The sequence below is a fragment of the Pseudomonas gingeri genome (assembly GCF_013385425.1).
Lineage (GTDB): Bacteria > Pseudomonadota > Gammaproteobacteria > Pseudomonadales > Pseudomonadaceae > Aquipseudomonas > Aquipseudomonas gingeri_D.
Genome location: NZ_JACAQA010000011.1, coordinates 80,523 through 99,700, shown reverse-complemented (window position 1 = coordinate 99,700; position 19,178 = coordinate 80,523). Strand labels below are relative to the sequence as shown.

21 protein-coding genes are annotated in these 19,178 nt (G+C 63.4%); 11 read left to right on the top strand and 10 right to left on the bottom strand.

The genetic code is table 11. The annotated features are described in order from the left end of the window. The first annotated feature begins 13 nt into the window (after positions 1-13). From HX830_RS16860 to HX830_RS16840, 5 genes are all read left to right on the top strand, one after another. Positions 14-319, top strand: coding sequence for a MazG-like family protein (locus HX830_RS16860; RefSeq protein WP_100944316.1), 306 nt, complete (start codon positions 14-16; stop codon positions 317-319). Beyond that, complete coding sequence (locus tag HX830_RS16855) at positions 316-1,065, top strand: methyltransferase domain-containing protein (protein ID WP_152741607.1); 750 nt, start codon at positions 316-318, stop codon at positions 1,063-1,065. Before HX830_RS16860 ends, HX830_RS16855 begins: the two co-directional genes overlap by 4 nt. A 14-nt stretch (positions 1,066-1,079) precedes the next feature. After that, on the top strand, positions 1,080-1,676 hold the full coding sequence (locus HX830_RS16850) for a DUF4136 domain-containing protein (protein WP_103497749.1): 597 nt from the start codon (positions 1,080-1,082) through the stop codon (positions 1,674-1,676). A 20-nt stretch (positions 1,677-1,696) separates the two neighbouring features. Next, a complete protein-coding gene (locus HX830_RS16845) occupies positions 1,697-2,257 on the top strand; it encodes a DUF4136 domain-containing protein (protein WP_177101352.1) in 561 nt (186 codons plus the stop codon). A 143-nt stretch (positions 2,258-2,400) separates the two neighbouring features. Next, entirely contained in the window at positions 2,401-4,257 is a 1,857-nt protein-coding gene (locus tag HX830_RS16840) for a pilus assembly protein TadG-related protein (protein ID WP_177101350.1), read from the top strand. On the opposite strand, the gene HX830_RS16835 is transcribed toward HX830_RS16840, so the two are convergent. Next, complete coding sequence (locus tag HX830_RS16835) at positions 4,165-6,993, bottom strand: PAS domain-containing sensor histidine kinase (RefSeq protein WP_177101348.1); 2,829 nt, start codon at positions 6,991-6,993, stop codon at positions 4,165-4,167. The genes HX830_RS16840 and HX830_RS16835 overlap by 93 nt on opposite strands. Further along, positions 6,990-7,436 (bottom strand): TadE/TadG family type IV pilus assembly protein, encoded by a 447-nt coding sequence (locus HX830_RS16830; protein ID WP_103497756.1) that lies wholly within the window; start codon positions 7,434-7,436, stop codon positions 6,990-6,992. The genes HX830_RS16835 and HX830_RS16830 overlap by 4 nt, the downstream gene beginning before the upstream one ends. A 75-nt stretch (positions 7,437-7,511) precedes the next feature. On the opposite strand from HX830_RS16830, the gene HX830_RS16825 reads away from it, so the two are divergent. Next, positions 7,512-7,982, top strand: coding sequence for a prepilin peptidase (locus tag HX830_RS16825; RefSeq protein ID WP_177101346.1), 471 nt, complete (start codon positions 7,512-7,514; stop codon positions 7,980-7,982). Positions 7,983-8,099: 117 nt separating this feature from the next. Then, positions 8,100-8,873, top strand: coding sequence for a response regulator transcription factor (locus HX830_RS16820; RefSeq protein WP_177101344.1), 774 nt, complete (start codon positions 8,100-8,102; stop codon positions 8,871-8,873). An 88-nt stretch (positions 8,874-8,961) separates the two neighbouring features. Here HX830_RS16820 and HX830_RS16815 read toward each other — a convergent pair whose 3' ends face one another. Genes HX830_RS16815 through cpaB form a run of 8 tightly spaced genes read right to left on the bottom strand, consistent with a single transcriptional unit; the run spans position 8,962 to position 16,427 of the window. After that, positions 8,962-9,228, bottom strand: a complete 267-nt coding sequence (locus tag HX830_RS16815) for a DUF3613 domain-containing protein (protein ID WP_177101342.1) — start codon at positions 9,226-9,228, stop codon at positions 8,962-8,964. Between the two features lie 21 nt (positions 9,229-9,249). Beyond that, positions 9,250-9,984, bottom strand: a complete 735-nt coding sequence (locus HX830_RS16810; RefSeq protein ID WP_177101340.1) for a tetratricopeptide repeat protein — start codon at positions 9,982-9,984, stop codon at positions 9,250-9,252. A gap of 11 nt (positions 9,985-9,995) precedes the next feature. Next, positions 9,996-10,883, bottom strand: coding sequence for a type II secretion system F family protein (locus HX830_RS16805; protein WP_177101338.1), 888 nt, complete (start codon positions 10,881-10,883; stop codon positions 9,996-9,998). Between the two features lies 1 nt (position 10,884). Continuing rightward, entirely contained in the window at positions 10,885-11,772 is an 888-nt protein-coding gene (locus HX830_RS16800; RefSeq protein ID WP_177101336.1) for a type II secretion system F family protein, read from the bottom strand. Between the two features lie 12 nt (positions 11,773-11,784). Next, entirely contained in the window at positions 11,785-13,056 is a 1,272-nt protein-coding gene (locus HX830_RS16795; RefSeq protein WP_177101334.1) for a CpaF family protein, read from the bottom strand. Beyond that, positions 13,056-14,243: an AAA family ATPase gene (locus tag HX830_RS16790; RefSeq protein WP_177101332.1), complete on the bottom strand. Its 1,188-nt coding sequence runs from the start codon at positions 14,241-14,243 to the stop codon at positions 13,056-13,058. The genes HX830_RS16795 and HX830_RS16790 overlap by 1 nt, the downstream gene beginning before the upstream one ends. Then, positions 14,240-15,436, bottom strand: coding sequence for a type II and III secretion system protein family protein (locus HX830_RS16785; protein WP_248769329.1), 1,197 nt, complete (start codon positions 15,434-15,436; stop codon positions 14,240-14,242). The genes HX830_RS16790 and HX830_RS16785 overlap by 4 nt, the downstream gene beginning before the upstream one ends. A gap of 52 nt (positions 15,437-15,488) precedes the next feature. Beyond that, positions 15,489-16,427: a Flp pilus assembly protein CpaB gene (gene cpaB / locus HX830_RS16780; RefSeq protein WP_177101328.1), complete on the bottom strand. Its 939-nt coding sequence runs from the start codon at positions 16,425-16,427 to the stop codon at positions 15,489-15,491. 305 nt (positions 16,428-16,732) lie between these two features. On the opposite strand from cpaB, the gene HX830_RS16775 reads away from it, so the two are divergent. The 4 genes from HX830_RS16775 to HX830_RS16760 all read left to right on the top strand — a co-directional run bounded on the left by HX830_RS16775 (position 16,733) and on the right by HX830_RS16760 (position 19,178). Then, a complete protein-coding gene (locus tag HX830_RS16775; protein WP_103497771.1) occupies positions 16,733-16,924 on the top strand; it encodes a Flp family type IVb pilin in 192 nt (63 codons plus the stop codon). Between the two features lie 71 nt (positions 16,925-16,995). Beyond that, complete coding sequence (locus HX830_RS16770) at positions 16,996-17,412, top strand: response regulator (protein ID WP_100944299.1); 417 nt, start codon at positions 16,996-16,998, stop codon at positions 17,410-17,412. Between the two features lie 89 nt (positions 17,413-17,501). Beyond that, complete coding sequence (locus tag HX830_RS16765) at positions 17,502-17,795, top strand: hypothetical protein (protein ID WP_103497772.1); 294 nt, start codon at positions 17,502-17,504, stop codon at positions 17,793-17,795. Between the two features lie 33 nt (positions 17,796-17,828). Beyond that, on the top strand, positions 17,829-19,178 hold the full coding sequence (locus HX830_RS16760; protein ID WP_103497773.1) for an MATE family efflux transporter: 1,350 nt from the start codon (positions 17,829-17,831) through the stop codon (positions 19,176-19,178).

Here is a 19,178-nt window from a genome sequence, read left to right as displayed (position 1 = left end):
GGAGAACACCCGCATGAACCTCGACGAACTGACCCAACGCCTGCACGGCATCCGCGATCGCAACGACTGGAAAACTTTCCACAGCCCGAAAAACCTGGCCATGGCCGCCAGCGTGGAGATGGCCGAACTGGTGGAGATTTTCCAATGGCTCAGCGAGGATCAATCGCGCCAGTTGCCACCGGAAAAGCTCGCCCATGCCGGACAGGAAGTCGGCGATATCGTCCTCTACCTGCTCCTGCTGTGCAGCGAACTGGGGTTGGACATGAACGAAGTGGTCCGCGCCAAGCTGGCCGACAGCGAACGGCGCTTCGCCCAATGAGCGACCGTCATTTCGACCAGTTGGCGACCCGTTTCGCCGAAAAAATCTACGGCGGGGCCAAGGGCGCGATCCGCCTCGCCGTGCTCCAGGCCGACCTGACCGAGAGCCTGCCGCAGCGCCCGTTGCGGGTGCTGGATATCGGCGCGGGCCTGGGCCATATGTCATTGTGGCTGGCCGAACGCGGTCATCAGGTGACCCTCGCCGAACCCGCCGAACCGATGCTCGAGGGCGCACGCCTGCGCTTTGCCGAGGCCGGACAAAACGCGACCTTTATCCAGGCACCGTGGCAGGAACTGCTCGGCCAGCTCACCGAACCCTATGACCTGGTGCTCTGCCACGCCGTGCTTGAATGGCTGGCCGAACCCCATGCAATCCTGCCGGTGCTGCACCAGCTGTGCAAGCCCGATGGCTGGCTGTCCCTGGCCTTCTACAACCGCGATGCACTGATCTATCGCAACTTGCTCAAGGGCCATTTCCGCAAGATGCGCAAGAACGACATGGCCGGCGAAAAGCAGAGCCTGACCCCGCAACAACCCCTTGATCCACGGGAATTGGCGGCGCAACTTGAAGGTCTGTGGCGGATCGAAACCCAGAGCGGCGTGCGGGTTTTCCACGACTACATGCCGGTTGAATTCCAGGCCCGCGCCACCCTGGCGGACCTGCTGGAAATGGAACTGGCCCACCGTCGCCATCCCGGTTTTGCCGGACTGGGACGTTACCTGCACTGGATCTGCCGTCCGGTCTGAATACGGAGGATGCAATGAGTCGCCGTTTTTGTCTGCTAGCGCTGTGCCTGGGGATGGCTGCCTGCCAGAGCAACAACCCCTACACCAGCAGTTCCATGCCCCTGCCGCCGGCCCCGGCGCAGGTCGCCCATGGCCCGGACCTGAGCGCCTACCCGGCGCCACCACGCGACTATGGACGCTACCGAACCTGGGCCTGGAGCAATGACCGGCTGCCCGCCGGCACCACCTGGGCCGATCCGGCGCAGTTGGCCGAAGTGGTCGGCAATGCCCTCGAACAGCAGGGCTTGCGGCCACGCCGCGATACGGCACCGCCGGACCTGCGGGTCAGCGCCGACCTGCATGTGGAGAAACGCCTGCGCCAGGTCCAGGAAGACTACGGTTATGCCGGCGGCCCTTATGGCTACCGCTATGGCATGTACCCCAGCGCCCCGATCGTGCGCACCTACGAGGTGCAAGTGCTCGTGGTGCGTATCAGCCTGTTCGACGCCGGCACCGGCCAACCGGTCTGGAGCGCCAGCGCCGAAACCGGCACCCAGGGCAATCAGCTCGAACGCGCGGATGCCTTGCGCGAGGCCGTGAGCAAAGCCCTGGCCAGCTATCCACCCAGCTAGACCCCCTCCGGAGAAAAATCATGTTCCGCCGTCTCGCTTTAGTGGTTTTTGCCGTGCTGCTCAGCGCCTGCGAAACCACCCGGGTCAACCATGACTTCGACGCCAGTCGCGACTTCGCCGGCTACCGCAGCTGGAGCTGGAAAGAACCCGCGTTGCAGTACCGACCCGACGATCCGCGAATCAAGAGCGACCTCACCGAACAGCGGATTCGCCAGGCGGTCGGCGAGCAGTTGGACCAGCGCGGCTTGCGCCCGGTCATGGCCGGCGGCAAGGCCGATGTGAAGGTCCAGGCGTACCTGATCGTCGACAACCGCCAGCAGCAGGTGAGCACCAGCTACGGCGGCGGTTGGGGTGGCCCTTGGCAAGGCGGTTTCTGGGGCGGCCCGGGCTACACCGAAACCCGTAGCGTCGACTATCAGGTCGCGACGATCCAGATCGACCTGCTCGATGGCAAGGACGGCAAGCTGGTCTGGCGTGGAAGCGCCGAACAGATGGTCAACAACGGTTCGACACCCGCCGAGCGCAGCGCGGCGATCAACCAGGCGGTGGCCAAGTTGATGAGCGCGTATCCGCCGAAATAGTCGTTCGCCGCAACATTCCCGCCCCTGTAGCGCGTCGACCGACGGCGCCTGCAGGGGCCCTATCGAATCGCCTAACCTTGGCTACACTGGCAGACAACACTGGAAAGTAAGCGCTCGGCCAGCGGCCGGCAAGGGAGTGCTCGATGTCTTTCCCCGGTCGCGTCGTCGGTTTTCGTGGCCCGTCCGGGCAACGCGGGGCGATTGGCCTGATGGCGGCCCTTACCCTCGGCCTGGCCCTGCTCCTGATGGTGGTGGTGGTCGATACCGGCCGGCTCTACCTCGAACAACGCAAATTGCAACGGATCGCCGACGGTTCGGCGCTGGAAGCGGTGAGCCGCGCGGGGACCTGCCTGCCCGGCCTGAGCGCCGCCAGCTACGCGACCCAAAGCGCCAGCCGCAACGCCTTCACGGTCGGCACCGGCAACACCTTGACCACGACCTGCGGCACCCTGGTGACCGGGGCCAATAACCTGCGCACCTTTGCCGTGGATGCCACGCAATCCTCGGCCATCAAGGTAGTCGCCACCCATGCCGTGCCCACCAGCATCGCTGCCGGGATCTACTCCCTGGTGTCGCCCGGCACCTTCAATCCGAATACCCAATTGACTGCAACGGCGGTGGCCGCGACGCCCTTGCCGCCCACCGCGCAATTGAGCATCCGCAGCACCGTCGCCAATGTGAACCTGCTCAACGGGGTCATGGGGCCCTTGCTCGGCGGTTCGATCAATATCACCGCGGCCGGCTGGAACGGCCTGCTCAGCACCAACATCAGCCTGCTCGGCTACCTGCAGCAACTGGCCATCGACCTTAACGTGACAGCCGGTAACTACACCCAATTGCTCGCCACCAATGCCACCGTCACGCAGTTGATCCAGACCGCTATCACCGTCTCCCAGGCCAATGGCGCGAGCGCCGACGTGCTGACCGCGCTGGGTAACCTGAAAGTCGCCGCGCAAACGGCCGGAAGCATCAAACTGGGGAGTTTTCTCAACCTGTCGACGCTCACGCCGACCTCGGTACTGAATGCCAATCTGCAGCTGTTCCAACTGCTCCAGGCGATTGTCGAGGTGGCCAATAACCAGAACGGCCTGGCGGTGAATCTGCCCGTCAGCCTGCTGGGCTTGGGAGTGGGGGCGACGGTGCAGACCAAGGTGATTCAAGCACCGCAGTTCTCCGCGATCGGCAACCCGGCCCTCGCCGCGCTCAACCCGACAGGCCCCAATGGCATCTATGTGCGCACGGCACAGATCCGCACACTGGTGACCCTTGATCTGTCATTGGTGACCAATTTATTGAGTGTAGTGACAGGGCTGCTTTCAGCCGGTACCGGACTGCTGGGACTGACTCTGCATGTACTTCCCAATCCAACCCTGGACATCAGCCTTGAAGCCGGTGGCGGCAGCAGCTATGTCACGGGCTACACCTGCGCCAGCGACACCAATAAAAGCCTGTCCATCAGCGCCACCACCGATACCGCCTACCTGCGGGTGGGCAATATCAATTCGGACTGGGCGACCAACACCACACCGCTGACCGTAACACCCTTCACGTTGGTATCCATCGGCACGGCAACGGCACCTTTTTCCGCCGGCGGCGCATCCCTGATGATCAGCAGCCCGGCGCTGCAAACAACCGGCACCAATACCTTTATCAATCCACCCGATGTCAATGTGACGCCAACGCCCGCCTATCCGCCCTACACCCTGTCGATGTCCAATCCCATCGCCAGCCTGGCTCAATCCGTCAATGGCATACAGCTGACGACCTATCCACCGACTTACACCGCCCCAACGCTCCTGACAGCGGTTTTCACGCTCCTCACGACGACCCTCAACGGCGTGATCAGCACTCTGGCCTCAACCCTGAGCGGCCTGCTCAGCCCCCTGCTGGACAGCCTGATCAACACGCTATTGGCGGGGCTGGGGATCACTGTCGGACAGATTTCCGTCGACGGCCACCTCACCTGCGGCCAGACCGGCAAGGCCTACCTGGTGATCTGAAGCGATCGGCAGTTCCACACAGAACCGCGCCCCGGCCTCGCCATTGCGTACGCTGAGGCGCCCGCCCATGTTCTCGACAATCCCGTAGCTCACCGACAAGCCCAACCCGGTGCCGACGCCTATCGGCTTGGTGGTGAAGAAGGGTTCGAAGATCCGCTCCAGCAACCGCGGATCGATGCCGCCGCCGTTATCCTCGACAAACAAACGCACCGCCCGCTCATCACGTTCGGCGGTCAGCGCAATCCAGGGCTCGAAATCGCGGTTCTTCTCACGCTTGCTCAACAAGGCATCCCGGGCATTGACCATCAGGTTGATCAGCACCTGCTCCAACTGGTCGACAAAACCCCGCACCTGCACCTCGAACCCGATGGGCGCCACCCGCAGCTCCACGCCCTTGCCCTTCATTCCCTCGCTGAGCAACGACAAGGTGCCTTCCACCGCCTGCGCCGGATTGAACGGCGCCTGCTCGATTTCCGAACGGCGGCCGAACACCCGCATATGATCGACCACCCGCGCCGCCCTCTGGACCTGGGCGTCGATGCGATTGAGCTTGTCCTGCAAATAGTCGACCTGCACATCGCCATTGCCCAGGCGCTTGAGCACATTGACGATGGCCATGCGCATGACGTTCAGCGGCTGGTTGATCTCATGGGCCAGGCCGGTAGCCATTTCCCCCAGGGTGGCCATCTTCGCGCTCTGGGTCAGTTGCTGCTGGGAACGCCGCACCTCGGTGTTATCACGTCCCACCGCCTGCACCTCGACCAGTCGGCCTTGCGCGTCAAACACCCCGCGATCCGACCAGACCCACCAGGCATGCTCGCGTCCGGGCAATTGCAGGCTGATTTCCGCCGTACTCACCGGGAACTCCGGAGTCAGCAAGGACAGACGCTGGACAAACGCCGCGCGCTGCTCGGGCGACAGCCATTTGCCCAGGTTGGCCCCCGGCAATTGCTCGGGCGAACACTCCAGATAGACCGCGAGCGGCTTGTTGCCGAAGGTCAGGGTCAGGTCCGGGCGGTAACGACAGATCATCGCCGGCGAATCTTCCACCAGGATGCGATAGCGCTCCTCGCTCTTCTCGATCTGCTCGGCGGCCAGGGTCGCTTCCGTGATGTCCAGCCACAGCCCCACCGCTTCCACCGGCAAGCCGAGGTCATCACGCAACAGCCGGGCCTCATCCAGCATCCAGTGATAGACACCGCCCTTGTCCCGGAGCCGATAACGGCAACTGACGTTGCTTTCACGCAGCAACTGGCGGGTACGCTCGAAATAACGGTCGCGATCCTCGGGATGAATCCACTGCGCCAGGCTGCCATCGGCACAGTCGGCCAGGGTCCAGCCCAGCAGCGGCAACAGGCTGTCGCTGAAGAACACCGGCTGCAAGGCACCCTCGACATAACGCTGTACATAGATCACCGCCGGCGAGCTGGCAATCAGGTTGTCCAGCCGAGCATGGGCGGCGGCGGCGGCCTGCTCCTGATTCTTGACGTCACTGATGTCGAGCATGAAACCAATGATCCGCAAGCTGTCACCAACACCCAGCACCTGACCCTGCAGGCGATACCACTGAGGGGCCTGCTGCGGGTCCTCGGCATGCCGGCGGACACAGAGCAGCAGCGCCTTGCCCTGCTGCAAGTCGTACATGCGGCTGGACAGTTCCTGGCGGTCGGCGGCGTGGAACAACCCCAGCCAACCTTCCAGCGACACCACCCCGTGCAACGCTTCAAGCCCCAACTCCTGCACCAGTTGCGGGGCCAGTTGCAGTTCGTCGAGGGACGGCGTCCACTCCCACCAGCCGGTGCCCAACAAACCTTGCAGCACCTCCAGGCGCTCCAGTTGATGGTGATGAACCTGCTGGCGCAAGCGCGCCAGCAACGGCGCCGCCAGGGCCGCTGCCAGTTGCAGCCAGTCACGGTCGTCCAACTGCGTTGCGCGCTGACGGGCCGGGTAAAAACCGGCGAGCAACCACGCCGCCACCCCATGGTCATCACAAAAAGGAATAAGCAAGCCATCGGCGTTGCCCATCACCCCTTGCAGACGCAGATGCTCACTGAGGCCTTGTTGCGCGTTGAAGTACAGCGGCACCATGCCGCTGAGGCTGTCCAGGCCACTGCCCAGGGCCTGGCCGGTCTGCCACAGGGCCGGAGCGTCATGGGCCCGATACTGACTGTGCACCGTCCACTGCTGTTGATGTTCGTCAAGCAGCGCCAGGGCAACACAGGGAATCCGCCAGCGCTGGGACAGGCCCTGCAACTGCTCGTTCAGCACCTGGGGCAGACGTGCCAGGCTGCACAGGCGCAATTGTTCGCTCATCTGCCCGGCGACCTGCTGCAGCTGCTCACGCAACGATGAGCGCAGGTTGTGCTCAAGCAGGTCGCCGATGTCCAGGGCCTGCAACCACCAGCCGGGATTGCCGGGCTGGACCCAGGCGCGGGTATGCAGGACTTGCCCGGCCGGTCCACTGAAGTCCAGGTCGAGGCTCTGGCCGAGCCAATCCGCCGGCACGCCTTCGACAGACAAGCGACTGGAGAGCAGCAACAGGTTACGCAACTCACAGCCTGCCGCCTGCGGCGCCAGGTCATGACGCAAGGGACCGTCGACGCTCAAGACCCGGCCCTCGTCATCGAGCCGCAGCAGCAAGCCGAAGGCCGGGGCGGGCAAGTGGCGCATGGGCTCGGGCGGCGACTCACTGCCGCGCCCCAGCAAGCGCCCGAACAGCTTGTCCCCTGCGCTCAAAATTGCAGACTCGAGATGACCGTCAGGTTCGCGGGAAGGCTGGGCACCGTGCCGATGCCAGGTAACACCAGAAACGGCAGGACATTACGCAGTTGGGATGTCGGGTACGTGATGGTGACCGTCAGGATACCGCCCGAGTAGAGCGCCGTAATATTGTTGGCGGCGGTGAAGTTGAAGCTGCTGGGAATCCAGGTCAACCGGTTGGCGGCCGCCTGGACGGCGGTGGTCTGGACCAGAGCGGTATAGCCACTTCCGGCCGCCACCGGGTCGACCGCCACGCTACTGCGCAAGGCCTCGGCCGTCGCTTCATGGAACGACTGCACCATCAGCAGCGGCAGGCAGTAGCTGACCATGCCATAGAACACCGCGAAAAAAATCAGGAACACGAGGGCGAACTCGATGGCGGCGGCGCCTTTTTGCTTTCGGGGGAGGCTGGGGCTCATGGCAAGGTCTACCCTGACAACTGCACGTTGCTATCAGCATAGAATCATTCGCCGGGAAGAGACGTTTTTTAGCCCATGCACAGCCTTGTCCTAGCGGCCTGGTTCGCACTCTGTGCCACCCAGGACCTGCGCCACCGGCAAATCGCCAACGGCCTGACCCTCGGCAGCGCGGTGCTTGCCCTGATCTATCTGCTCTGGACCGGCAGCACCTGGCTGGGAGCGCCTGCCGCCCAGGGCGGCATCGCCTTGCTCCTGGCCCTGCTGCTGACCTTGCCCGGCTACGCCACCCGACGCATGGGTGCCGCAGACGTCAAGCTGTTGTCGGCGCTGGCACTGGCCAGCGAGCCGTCGACCCTGCTCGGCACCTTTATCGGCGCCGGCGCCGCGATGCTGCTCTGGCACTGGCTGGCCCCCCGAGTGTGGCCATTACTGGGGCAAGGAACGCAGGCAAGCCTGCACCACCTGGCCCCGGAAACCTTGGGCAAACGCCCTTTCGCGCCATTCCTGCTGATTGGCCTGCTTGGCATGTCGATCAACTCCCTTTAGTAGTAGCACTATGTACAGAGTGGCAAAGTGCGTCTACTTTTGAGGAACAAGCCCTGCGAAACTGCGCGCGTGGGCAAGGAGCTCGTAGTCATTGGCTGGTAGAGCATGGAGTCGCGCGTGAACAAGCTTGTCTCACAAGTAAAAGTACTGGTGGTGGATGACCAACCACCGATCGTCGAAGAAATCTGCGAGTTTCTCGAAAGCAACGGCTACCGTTGCGTCCCTTGCCTGTCCAGTCGGCAGGCGCTTGAAGGTTTCAGCGAAGACAGCGAGATCGGCCTGGTGCTCTGCGACCTGCAGATGCCGGAGCTGGACGGCATCGAACTGGTGCGCCGGCTGCAACAGATCGCCGGGAAACATCGGGCTTTCGAGGCCATCATGCTCACCGGACGGGCCGACAAGCAGGACGTGATCAAGGCGTTGCGCGCCGGTATCGCCGACTACTACCAGAAGCCCGTGGATCTGCACGAACTGCTCGAGGGCATCCATCGCCAGGACAAGGCACTCGCCGAGCGCAAACGCACCGACAGCCTCGGGCATCTGAACCAGAAGCTGCAGTTCCTCGCCGAATCCATCGACGACCTGTACCAGGACCTGAACAGAATCCGGAGCGGTTCGCCTGCCGACAGCAGCGAGGAAGCCGATCCCGACTCGGTACAGATCCTGCCCGAAATCGTCAGCCAGCTATCGCCGCGCCAACTGGACGTCGCGCGGCTGGTGGGCAAGGGCCAGACCAACTACCAGATCGCCTGTGAGCTGGGCATTACCGAAAACACGGTGAAACTCTATGTGTCCCAGGTGCTGCGCCTGACCCATATGCACAACCGCACCCAACTGGCACTGGCCTTGTCGCCCGCCAGGGTCGGCCACAGAGGGATCACCGAGCACTGATCCCGCCAGGCATCCGCTTGCCAGCGATAACGATGTTGTATTCACCGCCGCCATCGCCACCAAGCCCTGCTGCTTGCATCCTGTCCGCTTAATTGCTCTTCAACGACCCGCCGGCATCCTGCTTGAAAAATTCCGGAATCGGATGTTTGTAGCTGTCCAGCCAGCGTTGCAGGCTTTGCTCGCGTTCGCTCGGCGTGGCGACCTGGGGCGTCGAGCTCTGCTGCTTTCCCGCCACCTGTAGCTGCAACCAGTTTTCCGTCTCCTTCTGATAGGGCGAAGACGGTCTCTGCTCTACCGCCTGGACCGCCAACGACAGTAGCAGGCACCCCACGCCACAGAGTTTGTATGGTTTCATCCCGACCTCCTTGATGTCGATTCAACGCACGCTTGCCGCAGCGGCAGGCGCCTCTTCCCTTGCCGCCACCCGGTCACTGGCGGGCCGGCTACCCGCTCCGCCGCCGCTCTTGAGCTGCTGCGCCCGGGCCTGGGCCTCGCTGAACTGCCCGGGGCTCAGGTTCATCCGGGTGACCAGCTCAGCGGCCTGGCTCCAGTTGTCCTGATAAAGCAACAAGCTCACCAGGTTCACCGACGCCAAGGGATCGGACTGCTTGAGTTCGATGGCGGTAAGAAACTCGAAACGGGCATCCTCCAGTCGCAATTGGTTGAGATAGACCACCCCCAGGTCGTTGCGGATCTTCTCGTCGGTCGGCGCCAGGCGCGCCGCCCGCTGCAAATGCGCCATGGCCTGACCGTTGTCGTTGCGCGCCGCCGCCAGTTGCCCGAGGCCATGCTCACCTTCGGCCGCGAGGCAAGTCCCGAGCAGGCTGCGATACAGCGGCTCGGCTTCGCTACGGCCCAACTGCCGATAGACCCGGGCCTTGCGCAAGCGCACGGCGTCGAGGCTTTCCGGCAGGTTCTGCAGGTTGGCCAGGCTGGCGTGCAGCTTGCCCTCATTGGCCATGTCATCGGCCAGGTTCAGGGACAACTCCTGGTCGGCGTCCGGTTTGGCGCAACTGCCCCCGGTCCCCATCAGTGCGGTCCAGGGCGCACGACCATCCCCGGCACAACCGGCCAGCGTCAGAAACGCCACCGCGGCAATCAATACCTTCATCCAACCACTCCCTAGGATGCGCCAAACGCCTTGGCCAGGGCGGTAAAACCCGGCCCCGCCAGGACAATCAACAATGCTGGAAACAGAAACACCATCATCACCACGGACATCTTTGCCGACAGTTTGGAGATGTACTCCTGCTGACGGGTCAAGCGCCGGTCATCGAGCAATTGCTTGAGGGCCAGCAACGACTTCATCGCCCCACCGCCCTGGTGGATCAACTGATGGAGGATCACGCAGATATCGTCGAACTCGTCCACCTCCAACAGGCCGGCCACCTTGTTCAACTCCTCTCCCAACTCCAGCCCCGAATCGACCCGCGCCAGTACCAGGCGCAGCTCCCCGGTCACCACCGGCAGCAGCTCCCGGCCCTCCTGGGAGAGCACCCGCAAGGCCTGTTCCACCGCCATGCCCGACTCGAACAGGATGCGCAGCAACGGAATGAAGGTCGATATCTCCTGGACCACCTGCTTCTGCCGACGCCGAGCCAGCACCACCAACAGTCGCTTGGGAAACAGATAGCCACCGGCCAGGGCCAGGAAAGGCGCGATCCAGGGCGAGGTGGTGTCAGGGAAGAGCACCCCTTCCAGCAGTGACACTATTCCCAGCGCCAGCACCGGAGTGGCGATCTGGCTGGCGGCAAACAACGAACGCTGGCTGGCCTTGCGCCAACCCACACGATTGAGCAGCACCAGGGTTTCGTTATCCATGCTGATCAAGTGCTGGCCGAAACGGGATTCGCCCAAACGACGCAGCAGGTTGCCGAAACGGTTGTCGCGACTCATATGACCTTGCAGACGCCGGGTCACGGCACGCTTGCACCGACGTCGCTGCATCCATTGGCCAGCCGCCAGGGTCAAGGCGGCGAAGAGCAGCAGGGCACTGGCCAGGATCGTCATCTCACACGCTCCGCAACATGCGCCAAAGCGCCAGGCAACCGAACACCTGTAACCCGAAGGCCATCAGCAGCATATGCTGGCCACTGTTGTCCTCCCACATGTGCATCAGGTAGCCCGGGTTGGAGACCAGGAAGAAGCCCGCCATGCCCACTGGCAGCAACGCCAGCACCACGGCGGTCATGCGGGTTTCCCCGGTCATCGCCCGCAGTTGCCGGTCACCCTGCTCGCGTTCGCGAATCAGCTTGATCAGGTTTTCCAGCAACTCGCTGGCGTTGCCGCCATACCGGTGGTTGACCTTCAAGCCCAGGGCCAGGAAACGGAACTCGTCGCGCTCATAGAATTGGGCAAAGTCGTGCACGGCGTCCGACAGGCTGACCCCCAGCTCGACATTGCGTCGTACCCGCCCCATGGCCTCGCGCAGCGGATCGGTTGAGGCCTCGACACCGCCCATAAGCGCATCGGCCAGGGTTCGCCCCGACTTGAGACTGCGCACGGCGTGATCAAGCGCCGAAGGCAGTTGCTCGACCATCCGCCGCAAACGACGCCGATAGCGCCAGGCCAGATACAGACGCAAGGCCAGGGGCGGCAGTACCAGCATCAGCAACAGCCCCATGCCAGCGGCCTGCACAGCGCCGAGCACCACCAGCAGCGCCCAGATCCCCAGCCACAAGCCTTGCCGCTCGCCGGGGCGATTCAGGCCGGCGCGCACAAACAGCCGATCCAGGTGGTTCTTCGTGGTGTGGGTCGTCGGCGCCAGGACCGGCTGCCCTTGGCCCAGGCGGCTCAGTACCCGTTCATGACCGGTCTTGCGCAGGCTGATGTAGAACAAACGCATCGACAGCCCCAGCAATACCAGGCTGATCAACCAGAGCAACAGGGGAATTAACATCGGCGCCCCTCCTCAACCGAAGGACAAGGGCGAGTCACGGCGCAGCTTCTCACCGCCCGGGTTCACCGCCTCGCGCAGGAAACCAAAGCCGTTGCGCCGATCCAGGCGAAACAGGGTATTGGTGACATAGATGTCCTCGCGCACATCCAGCACCTCCACCACTTCGCTGACACAACGACGGCCGTCGGGCAGGCGGGTCAACTGGATCACTACATCGAGTGCCGCGCAGATCATCTGGCGCAGGGTCTTTTCGCCGATCTGCCGTCCCGTCAGACCCACCAGGGTTTCCAGGCGCAGCAAGGCATCCTGGGCGTTGTTCGCATGCACGGTGCTCATTGAGCCGTCGTGGCCGGTGTTCATCGCCGTCAGCACGTCGAGCACCTCCACACCACGAATCTCACCGAGGATGATCCGGTCGGGACGCATCCGCAGGGCGTTGCGGATCAGGTCGCTGGACTTCACTTCGCCATGCCCCTCGGCATTCGGCGGTCGGGTTTCCAGGCGCACGACATGGGGGTGATTGAGTTGCAGCTCGGCCACATCCTCGATGGTGACCAGTCGCTCATGGGGGTTGATCAACTGGCTGAGGATATTCAGCAGGGTGGTCTTGCCGGTGCCGGTACCACCGCTGATCAGGATATTGCAGCGCTTGCCCACGGCCAGCTGGAGAAACTCGAAAATCGACTGGTCGATGGTCTGCATCGCCATCAGGTCGCTGCTCTTGAGCATGTCCTTGCGAAATTTCCGTACCGACAGGCACGGACCGTCGAGGGCGATCGGCGGAATAATGGCATTGACCCGGCTGCCATCGGGCATCCGCGCATCGACCATCGGCGAGGACTCGTCCAGGCGCCGACCCAGGGGCGCGAGAATCCGCTGGATAACCCGCTCCACGTGATGATCGTCGATAAACCGCAGGTCGCTCTGGTACAGGACACCGTCGCGTTCGATAAACACCCGGTGCGGGCCGTTGACCAGGATCTCGGTCACCGAACTGTCGCGCAGCAGGACCTCCAGCGGCCCGAAACCGGTAAGCTCGTCGACGATCTCCTCCGCCAGCCGTTCCATCTCATACCGCGACACTGCCAGGTGCAGCCGCGAGACATACTCGCCGACCTTGTCGATGACAAACTGTGCCAGGGCCTGGCGCGAGCCTTCCAGCAGGTTTTTCCCCGACTCCTCGATGGCATCGATGATGTAGCGGTGCAGCACCAGTTTCAGGCCGTCATGATCGCTATTGCCAGTCCCGCCGCGGGACTGCCCGCCGAACAGTTTCTCCGCCATTACTTATGCCCCCAGAGGCGATTGAACCAGCCTTCGGAGGTCTTGGTCAGGCCCTGGGAACGTTTCGCCAGGCGTTCGCCGAGGGCTTTCAGGCCCTGGGTCAGGGCTTCCCGGGGCGACAGCTCGAACAGCGTCTGGCCCTGGTTCTTCGCATTCAGGCGAACGTCCGGGTTGTAGGGCAGCACGGCAATCACTTCCAGGCCGAACGTCTTGCTCAGGGTTTCCGAGTCGGGCGAAACACCGCGCAGGTAGCGGTCGACCAGCAATCGGGCGTGATCGAGCTTCATGCCTTTTTCCCGCCAGAGATTGAGCACCGCGAGGCTGCGCCGGCAATCGAGCACATTCTGATCGGTATACCAGAGCAACTTGTCGCAGTGGCTGACAAAGGTCCGCAAGGCCTCACTGTCGGGCTGCCCCACCAGGTTGACGACGATATACTGGAAATGTTGGCGCAGGGCACTGAGCAGCATGTACAACTCCGCCGCACTGGTGCGTTTGAGGGGTTCGTCGGTGCTGGAGTAGGCGAGGATGCGCAGGCCCCCTTCAGCACTGGTAAAGGCGCTGTCCATCAGGGTCGCGTCGAGGCGGCGCAGATGGCGCAGGGCATCGCCGAAATGGAACGAACTTTCCAGGCCCAGTAGCGCCAGGCTGTCGCCCCGGGGCAGGCCCAGGTCCAGCAACAGGGTCTGCTGGCCGCTCTTCTGCACCACCAGCGCCAGATGGCTGGCGAGCAAGGCGCCCTCGGCATTGCCCTGGGCGCCATACAACACGGTGAAACCACCCAGTTCCGCACTTGGGGTCACCGCCGGCAGGCGTTTACTCAGACGCCGCACCAGGCCGGCCACTTCGCTGGAGCGCGAACCGTAGGCAACAAAATCCCGCGCACCGGCGCGCATCGCATTGAGTACCAACTGGTTATCCATGCCGTCGCCGAGGGCGACGATCGCCAGCATCGGCTTGGCTTCCAGTACCCCTTCGATCAAGGCGCTCTGGGCCACCAGGCTTTCCCGGTCCAGGCCGACAAAGATCAGGCTGGCAAAGGTGACATCCACCAGCGAGAGCAACTCGTCGAGGCTGCCGCCGGCGCTGACCACCTGCCCCAGGGGCGCCAGCGCGCCCTGCAGCCACTCCAGATCAGTGCTGTTGCGGGTGATTGCCAGAAAGGTCTGGCTCAGGCTCTGGCTCATTTTGATAACCCGCTGCGGCGATCGTAGTTGCCGTTATCGAGGAAGAACAGGCGGAACCAGTTCGGATCGTATTCGCGCAATTTTTCCCCCGGCAGGCTGGGCAACCGGGCATCCGCCGCCAGGGGCTGGACCAGGTGCGGCGTGACGATCATCAACAGCTCCTGCTCCTCGCGCTTCATGCTCGAGTTGCGAAAAAACGCCCCCAGCACTGGAATGTCGCCCAGGCCCGGCAGCTTGTTGATCTGCGAACTGTTGCTGGTGCTGATCAGGCCGCTGATGACAAAACTCTCGCCATCGGCCAGGGAAATGCTGGTGTCGGTGCGGCGGATCGTCAATGCGGGTACCGGCGTACCGGAAATGGTCACGGCGTTGCTGTAGTCCAGCGCACTGACCTCGGGCGCCACTTTCAGGGCGATACGGTTGCGAGCGATCACCGTCGGGGTCAGGGTCAGGCGAATACCGAACTCCTTGTACTCGATCGAGACAGTGTTGCTGCCAGAACTCGGCACCGGAATCGGGATCTCGCCGCCGGCGAGGAAACTCGCGCTCTGCCCGCTCAAGGCCACCAGGCTCGGACGCGCCAGGGTGTAGGCGAAGCCGCTGCCTTCCAGGGCATTGATCAAGGCCTTGACTCGCCCGCCGCCGAAACCGATGTTGAAGCTGGTGTTGTCCGGTGACAGTCCACCGGAGACCGCGCCGGTGCTGGCATTGGTCAGTACCGTGCCCGGGGAGCCGAACAGGTAGTTGCCACCCTGACCAAAAATCGCTGTCCCCGCCTCCTTGAGCTTGGTCCGATTGACTTCGACAAAACGAATATCGGTCTGCACCTGGATCGGCAGGGACGGGTCCATCGAGGGCGACAAGGATGTCGCGGTCAAGCTCGCCGTGGCCTTGCCCTGGACGAACACCATGCTCTGGCGCGGCTCGCTGGCGCAGGCGGTCCAGACCATCAGGCTGGTGGCGCCGGGGGCCATGCCGGTGAGCAGGAACGCATTGTTGCCGTTGGGGTGCACATCGGCGATTTTCGCATCGCCCACCGCCAGGCGGGTGATCGCGACTGGCGAGCGCAGTTCCTGTTGCAGGCCTTCACCGACTTCCAGCACCGCGGGCAACGGGCCCAGGCCGGCACAACCGCTCGACGCCGCCAGGGCGACATTCCAGCCCAAGCTCCCCACTAGCAGGGCCCCGATCATGGGTTTGAATCTCGGCACACATCGGCTCATCCGCGACTTCCTTGCTGACAGATCAGGGCGTTTGTTGGCTGACTTGATTACCGCGGATCACTTCGACGCCCCGGCTTTTCGCCGCACCGGGAGCCGCCGTTGCCTGGGCCCTGGGCACACCAGCCAGGGCCAACTGGTTGAACTGGAACAGGCTGTGATTGGTGCTTTCGACGCTGGCGGCGGCGCTCTCTCCGGCCCAGTAGCGCGGCAGCAGATGCTCGTCGGCGCTACGCACCGCCAGGCGCAACGTACCGACCTGGGTGGCAAGCATCAGGCGGCTGAGCAGCACTTGCGGCACGGCCAGCACCACCGTACGGGCGTTGCCGGGGCTCGGGGAGTGGTGCAGGCGTTCGTCGGCAGCGGACGACGGCGTGGCCGGCAAACCATCGTTGGTCAGCCCGAGTTGGTCGCCGACACTGAGCAGGCGCATCGCCGGTATCACCACCTGGGCCGACTGCTGCGGGTTGCCGGCGTCCTGGCGCAGGAACAGCAGCACATCGACGTAATCCCCCGGGGTCAACTGACCGCCGACGCCGATGACCTCATCCACCGCCACCGCCAGGGCGCGCTCATCGGGACGGATCATCCGCGCCAGGGGGCCGCCGGCCTCGAAACTCTCGTCGCTGAGCCAGGTGCCGGCCTTCAAGGGCCGCCAGGGTATGCGGTCCATGGCTTGTTGCAGCGAGCTCAGACTGCCGGCCGGCGCGGTACGCAGCCGCTCGACGGTGAGATCGGCCGCCGTCAGGGGCACAAAAGGGGGAACATCGTGGGCCAACACCACCACCGGCTGGCGCAGCGCGTCCTCGGCCCCCCCCGCGTTTTTTTCCACAGGCGCGACTACCGCTGCATCGGCAGGCGCCACGGGGACCGGCTGACGACTCAGCCTCAACCCCCAGTAACCGACCACAATGGCTGCGACCAAAAACAGGGCGGCCAACCCTATGGTAACGCGACTGTTCACGACGGCTCTCCCTTTCCTGCCAGACCCGAGGCCATGACCCATTCGCAATCAGGCAGCGATGAACATCAACTATTTCGCTATTGGACGGTAGCGCAGCTAGGACAAAACGCCATTACCGAGCGCCAAATATCCCCTCGTTCGGATGGATAAATTCTGAGCGTTCAACGCCAGGCCAAAAACTAATTCTTTGTGATTAATCCGTTCTTACAGTTGTAGAGGGCGGTTTTGTTGACAATGCTTTGAAGGTAGGCAAATCACGCCGCACGACCGCTGCACAGCGCTTTTCGGGCGCAAGGAGAAGCCAGATGTTGCTGAATATCGTCCTCAGGCTGTTCATAAAAGCCCAGTTGTTTGCCGAAGACAAAGAAGCCGCCTCGGGTATCGAATACGCGATTGTCGCGGCCATGGTGGCGGCGGTGATCGGGATTTTCATGGACCCTATCAGCACCAAGGTGAAGTCGATCTTCACCGCAATTCAAACCGGTATAGGGACTTGACGAACTTCCCCCTCCAGAGTCTCTAATAGGGAGCTAGAGTTTCAAGACGACTCAACGACAGGTATGGTCCCATGAACGCCTCTTCCCCCCCACGGCAACAGCTCCTTCTAGTGGACGACGAAGAGGACGCCCTGCTCGAACTGGCCGAATTGCTGGAGGGCGAAGGCTTTTGCTGCTTCACCGCCACCTCCGTCAAGCTGGCGCTCTCGCACCTGACCCATCATCCGGATATCGCCCTGGTGATCACCGACCTGCGCATGCCGGAAGAAAGCGGCATGTCGCTGATCAAACGTCTGCGTGAACACACCTCGCGCCAGCACCTGCCCGTCATCGTCACGTCCGGCCACGCCGACATGGACGATGTCAGCGATATGCTCAGGCTCCAGGTGCTGGACCTGTTCCGTAAGCCCATCTATCACGTGCGCTTGCTGGAAACCCTCAACAACCTGTTTCCACAGCCCAGGATGCATCTGGTCAACCCCTCTTGATGCACCGTCTGGACAACCTCAGGCGGGGCCTGTAAAACCTGCTCCCTGCGAGTGCGGCGCATCAGTCGGCATATTCATCAGGGGTAGCTATGCAGGTAGAAAGTTTTTTTGAATGGCTGGGCCAGGCGCTAGGCTCGGTGATTCGTTTTATCATTGATGGCCTCAGCGGCTTCTTCCACGCGTTGACCCATGCCGGCGGCAACTTTATCGACGGCTTCGCCCGCTCCCTGGGCATGAGCCCCTCGTTCTTCAGCATCCTGATCCTGATCCTCGGCCTGATGCTGCTCTACTCGGCGGTCCGCGCCTTTATGCGGGCCTCGATCATCCTCGGCATCATCTGGCTGGTGCTCGGGCTCTGGCTGTTGAGCTGGGTGGTCCACTAATCGCTACAATGCCCGCTCTTTCAAGGAGCCCGCATGTCCCCCCTGATCGCTGACTGGCGAGACCGCCCGACCCACCGCCGGGTCTGGGCACTCGCCGCACCCATGATCCTGTCGAATATTTCCGTGCCCCTGGTGGCGCTGGTCGACAGCAGCGTGATCGGCCACCTGCCCCACGCCCACCAGCTCGGTGCGGTGGCGGTCGGCGCCAGCCTGTATATCTTTCTCGCCTGGGCCATGGGCTTCCTGCGTATGGGCTCCACCGGTTTTGCCGCCCAGGCCGCCGGACGAGGAGACGGCGCGGCCTTGCGCCAGGTGCTCGTCCAAGGTTTGCTGCTGAGCCTGGTGCTGGCGCTGTTCCTGGGGGCGATCGCCGTGCCGTTCAGCCAACTGGCGCTGACCTTCATGCAACCCTCGCCCGAATTGCACGAATTGACCCTGGACTTCTTCCACATCCGGCTCTTCGGGCTGCCGGCGGCGCTGGCCAGCTATGCCCTGGTCGGCTGGTTCCTCGGCACCCAGAACGCCCGCGCACCACTGGCCATTTTGCTGACCACCAACCTGGTGAATATTGCCCTGAACCTGTGGTTCGTCCTCGGGCTGGACTGGGGCGTGGTCGGTTCGGCCCGGGCCTCGGTGATCGCCGAATGGACCGGCGCCCTGCTCGGCCTGAGCCTGACCGGCAAGGCCCTGCGCGCCTACCCCGGGCAGATCGCCTGGGCGGCACTGCGGCGCTGGCAGAGCTGGCGCCCGTTGCTGACGGTGAACCGCGATATCTTCATTCGCAGCATGGCGCTGCAATCGGTGTTTTTCTTGATCACCGTCCAGGGCGCACGCCTGGGCGATGCCACCGTCGCGGCCAACGCACTGCTGCTCAACGGCTTGCTGCTCACCGCCCACGCCCTGGACGGCCTCGCCCACGCCGTGGAGGCGCTCTGTGGTCATGCCATCGGTGCCCGTGATCGCGATACCCTGCGGCGTTCCCTGGTGGTCGCGGCCGGTTGGTCGCTGCTGGCGAGCCTGGGCTTCGCATTGCTGTTCCTGCTCGGCGGGCACCTGTTCGTCAGCCTGCAGACCGATATCCCCAGCGTGCGCGAGATTGCCTTCGGCTACCTGCCTTACCTGGCGCTGTTGCCACTGATCGCGGTCTGGAGCTACCTGCTCGACGGCCTGTTCATTGGTGCCACCCGCGCCCGGGAGATGCGCGACAGCATGCTGCTCAGCGTGCTCCTCAGTCTGCCCTGTGCCTGGTTCCTGAGCCGCTTTGGCAATCACGGCCTGTGGATAAGTTTCCTGCTGTTCATGGCCCTGCGCAGCCTGACCCTGGGGCTCTACGCCGTGAAACTGCGGCGCAACGACGGCTGGTTCGGCCAGGCCGCGCACTGA

Bases quoted from the DNA above. Each gene is read 5' to 3' on its own strand.
- HX830_RS16860 (WP_100944316.1), top strand. From the start codon at position 14: ATGAACCTCGACGAACTGACCCAACGCCTGCACGGCATCCGCGATCGC.
- HX830_RS16855 (WP_152741607.1), top strand. From the start codon at position 316: ATGAGCGACCGTCATTTCGACCAGTTGGCGACCCGTTTCGCCGAAAAA.
- HX830_RS16850 (WP_103497749.1), top strand. From the start codon at position 1,080: ATGAGTCGCCGTTTTTGTCTGCTAGCGCTGTGCCTGGGGATGGCTGCC.
- HX830_RS16845 (WP_177101352.1), top strand. From the start codon at position 1,697: ATGTTCCGCCGTCTCGCTTTAGTGGTTTTTGCCGTGCTGCTCAGCGCC.
- HX830_RS16840 (WP_177101350.1), top strand. From the start codon at position 2,401: ATGTCTTTCCCCGGTCGCGTCGTCGGTTTTCGTGGCCCGTCCGGGCAA.
- HX830_RS16830 (WP_103497756.1), bottom strand. From the start codon at position 7,436: ATGAGCCCCAGCCTCCCCCGAAAGCAAAAAGGCGCCGCCGCCATCGAG.
- HX830_RS16825 (WP_177101346.1), top strand. From the start codon at position 7,512: ATGCACAGCCTTGTCCTAGCGGCCTGGTTCGCACTCTGTGCCACCCAG.
- HX830_RS16815 (WP_177101342.1), bottom strand. From the start codon at position 9,228: ATGAAACCATACAAACTCTGTGGCGTGGGGTGCCTGCTACTGTCGTTG.
- HX830_RS16810 (WP_177101340.1), bottom strand. From the start codon at position 9,984: ATGAAGGTATTGATTGCCGCGGTGGCGTTTCTGACGCTGGCCGGTTGT.
- HX830_RS16805 (WP_177101338.1), bottom strand. From the start codon at position 10,883: ATGACGATCCTGGCCAGTGCCCTGCTGCTCTTCGCCGCCTTGACCCTG.
- HX830_RS16800 (WP_177101336.1), bottom strand. From the start codon at position 11,772: ATGTTAATTCCCCTGTTGCTCTGGTTGATCAGCCTGGTATTGCTGGGG.
- HX830_RS16795 (WP_177101334.1), bottom strand. From the start codon at position 13,056: ATGGCGGAGAAACTGTTCGGCGGGCAGTCCCGCGGCGGGACTGGCAAT.
- HX830_RS16790 (WP_177101332.1), bottom strand. From the start codon at position 14,243: ATGAGCCAGAGCCTGAGCCAGACCTTTCTGGCAATCACCCGCAACAGC.
- HX830_RS16785 (WP_248769329.1), bottom strand. From the start codon at position 15,436: ATGATCGGGGCCCTGCTAGTGGGGAGCTTGGGCTGGAATGTCGCCCTG.
- HX830_RS16775 (WP_103497771.1), top strand. From the start codon at position 16,733: ATGTTGCTGAATATCGTCCTCAGGCTGTTCATAAAAGCCCAGTTGTTT.
- HX830_RS16770 (WP_100944299.1), top strand. From the start codon at position 16,996: ATGAACGCCTCTTCCCCCCCACGGCAACAGCTCCTTCTAGTGGACGAC.
- HX830_RS16765 (WP_103497772.1), top strand. From the start codon at position 17,502: ATGCAGGTAGAAAGTTTTTTTGAATGGCTGGGCCAGGCGCTAGGCTCG.
- HX830_RS16760 (WP_103497773.1), top strand. From the start codon at position 17,829: ATGTCCCCCCTGATCGCTGACTGGCGAGACCGCCCGACCCACCGCCGG.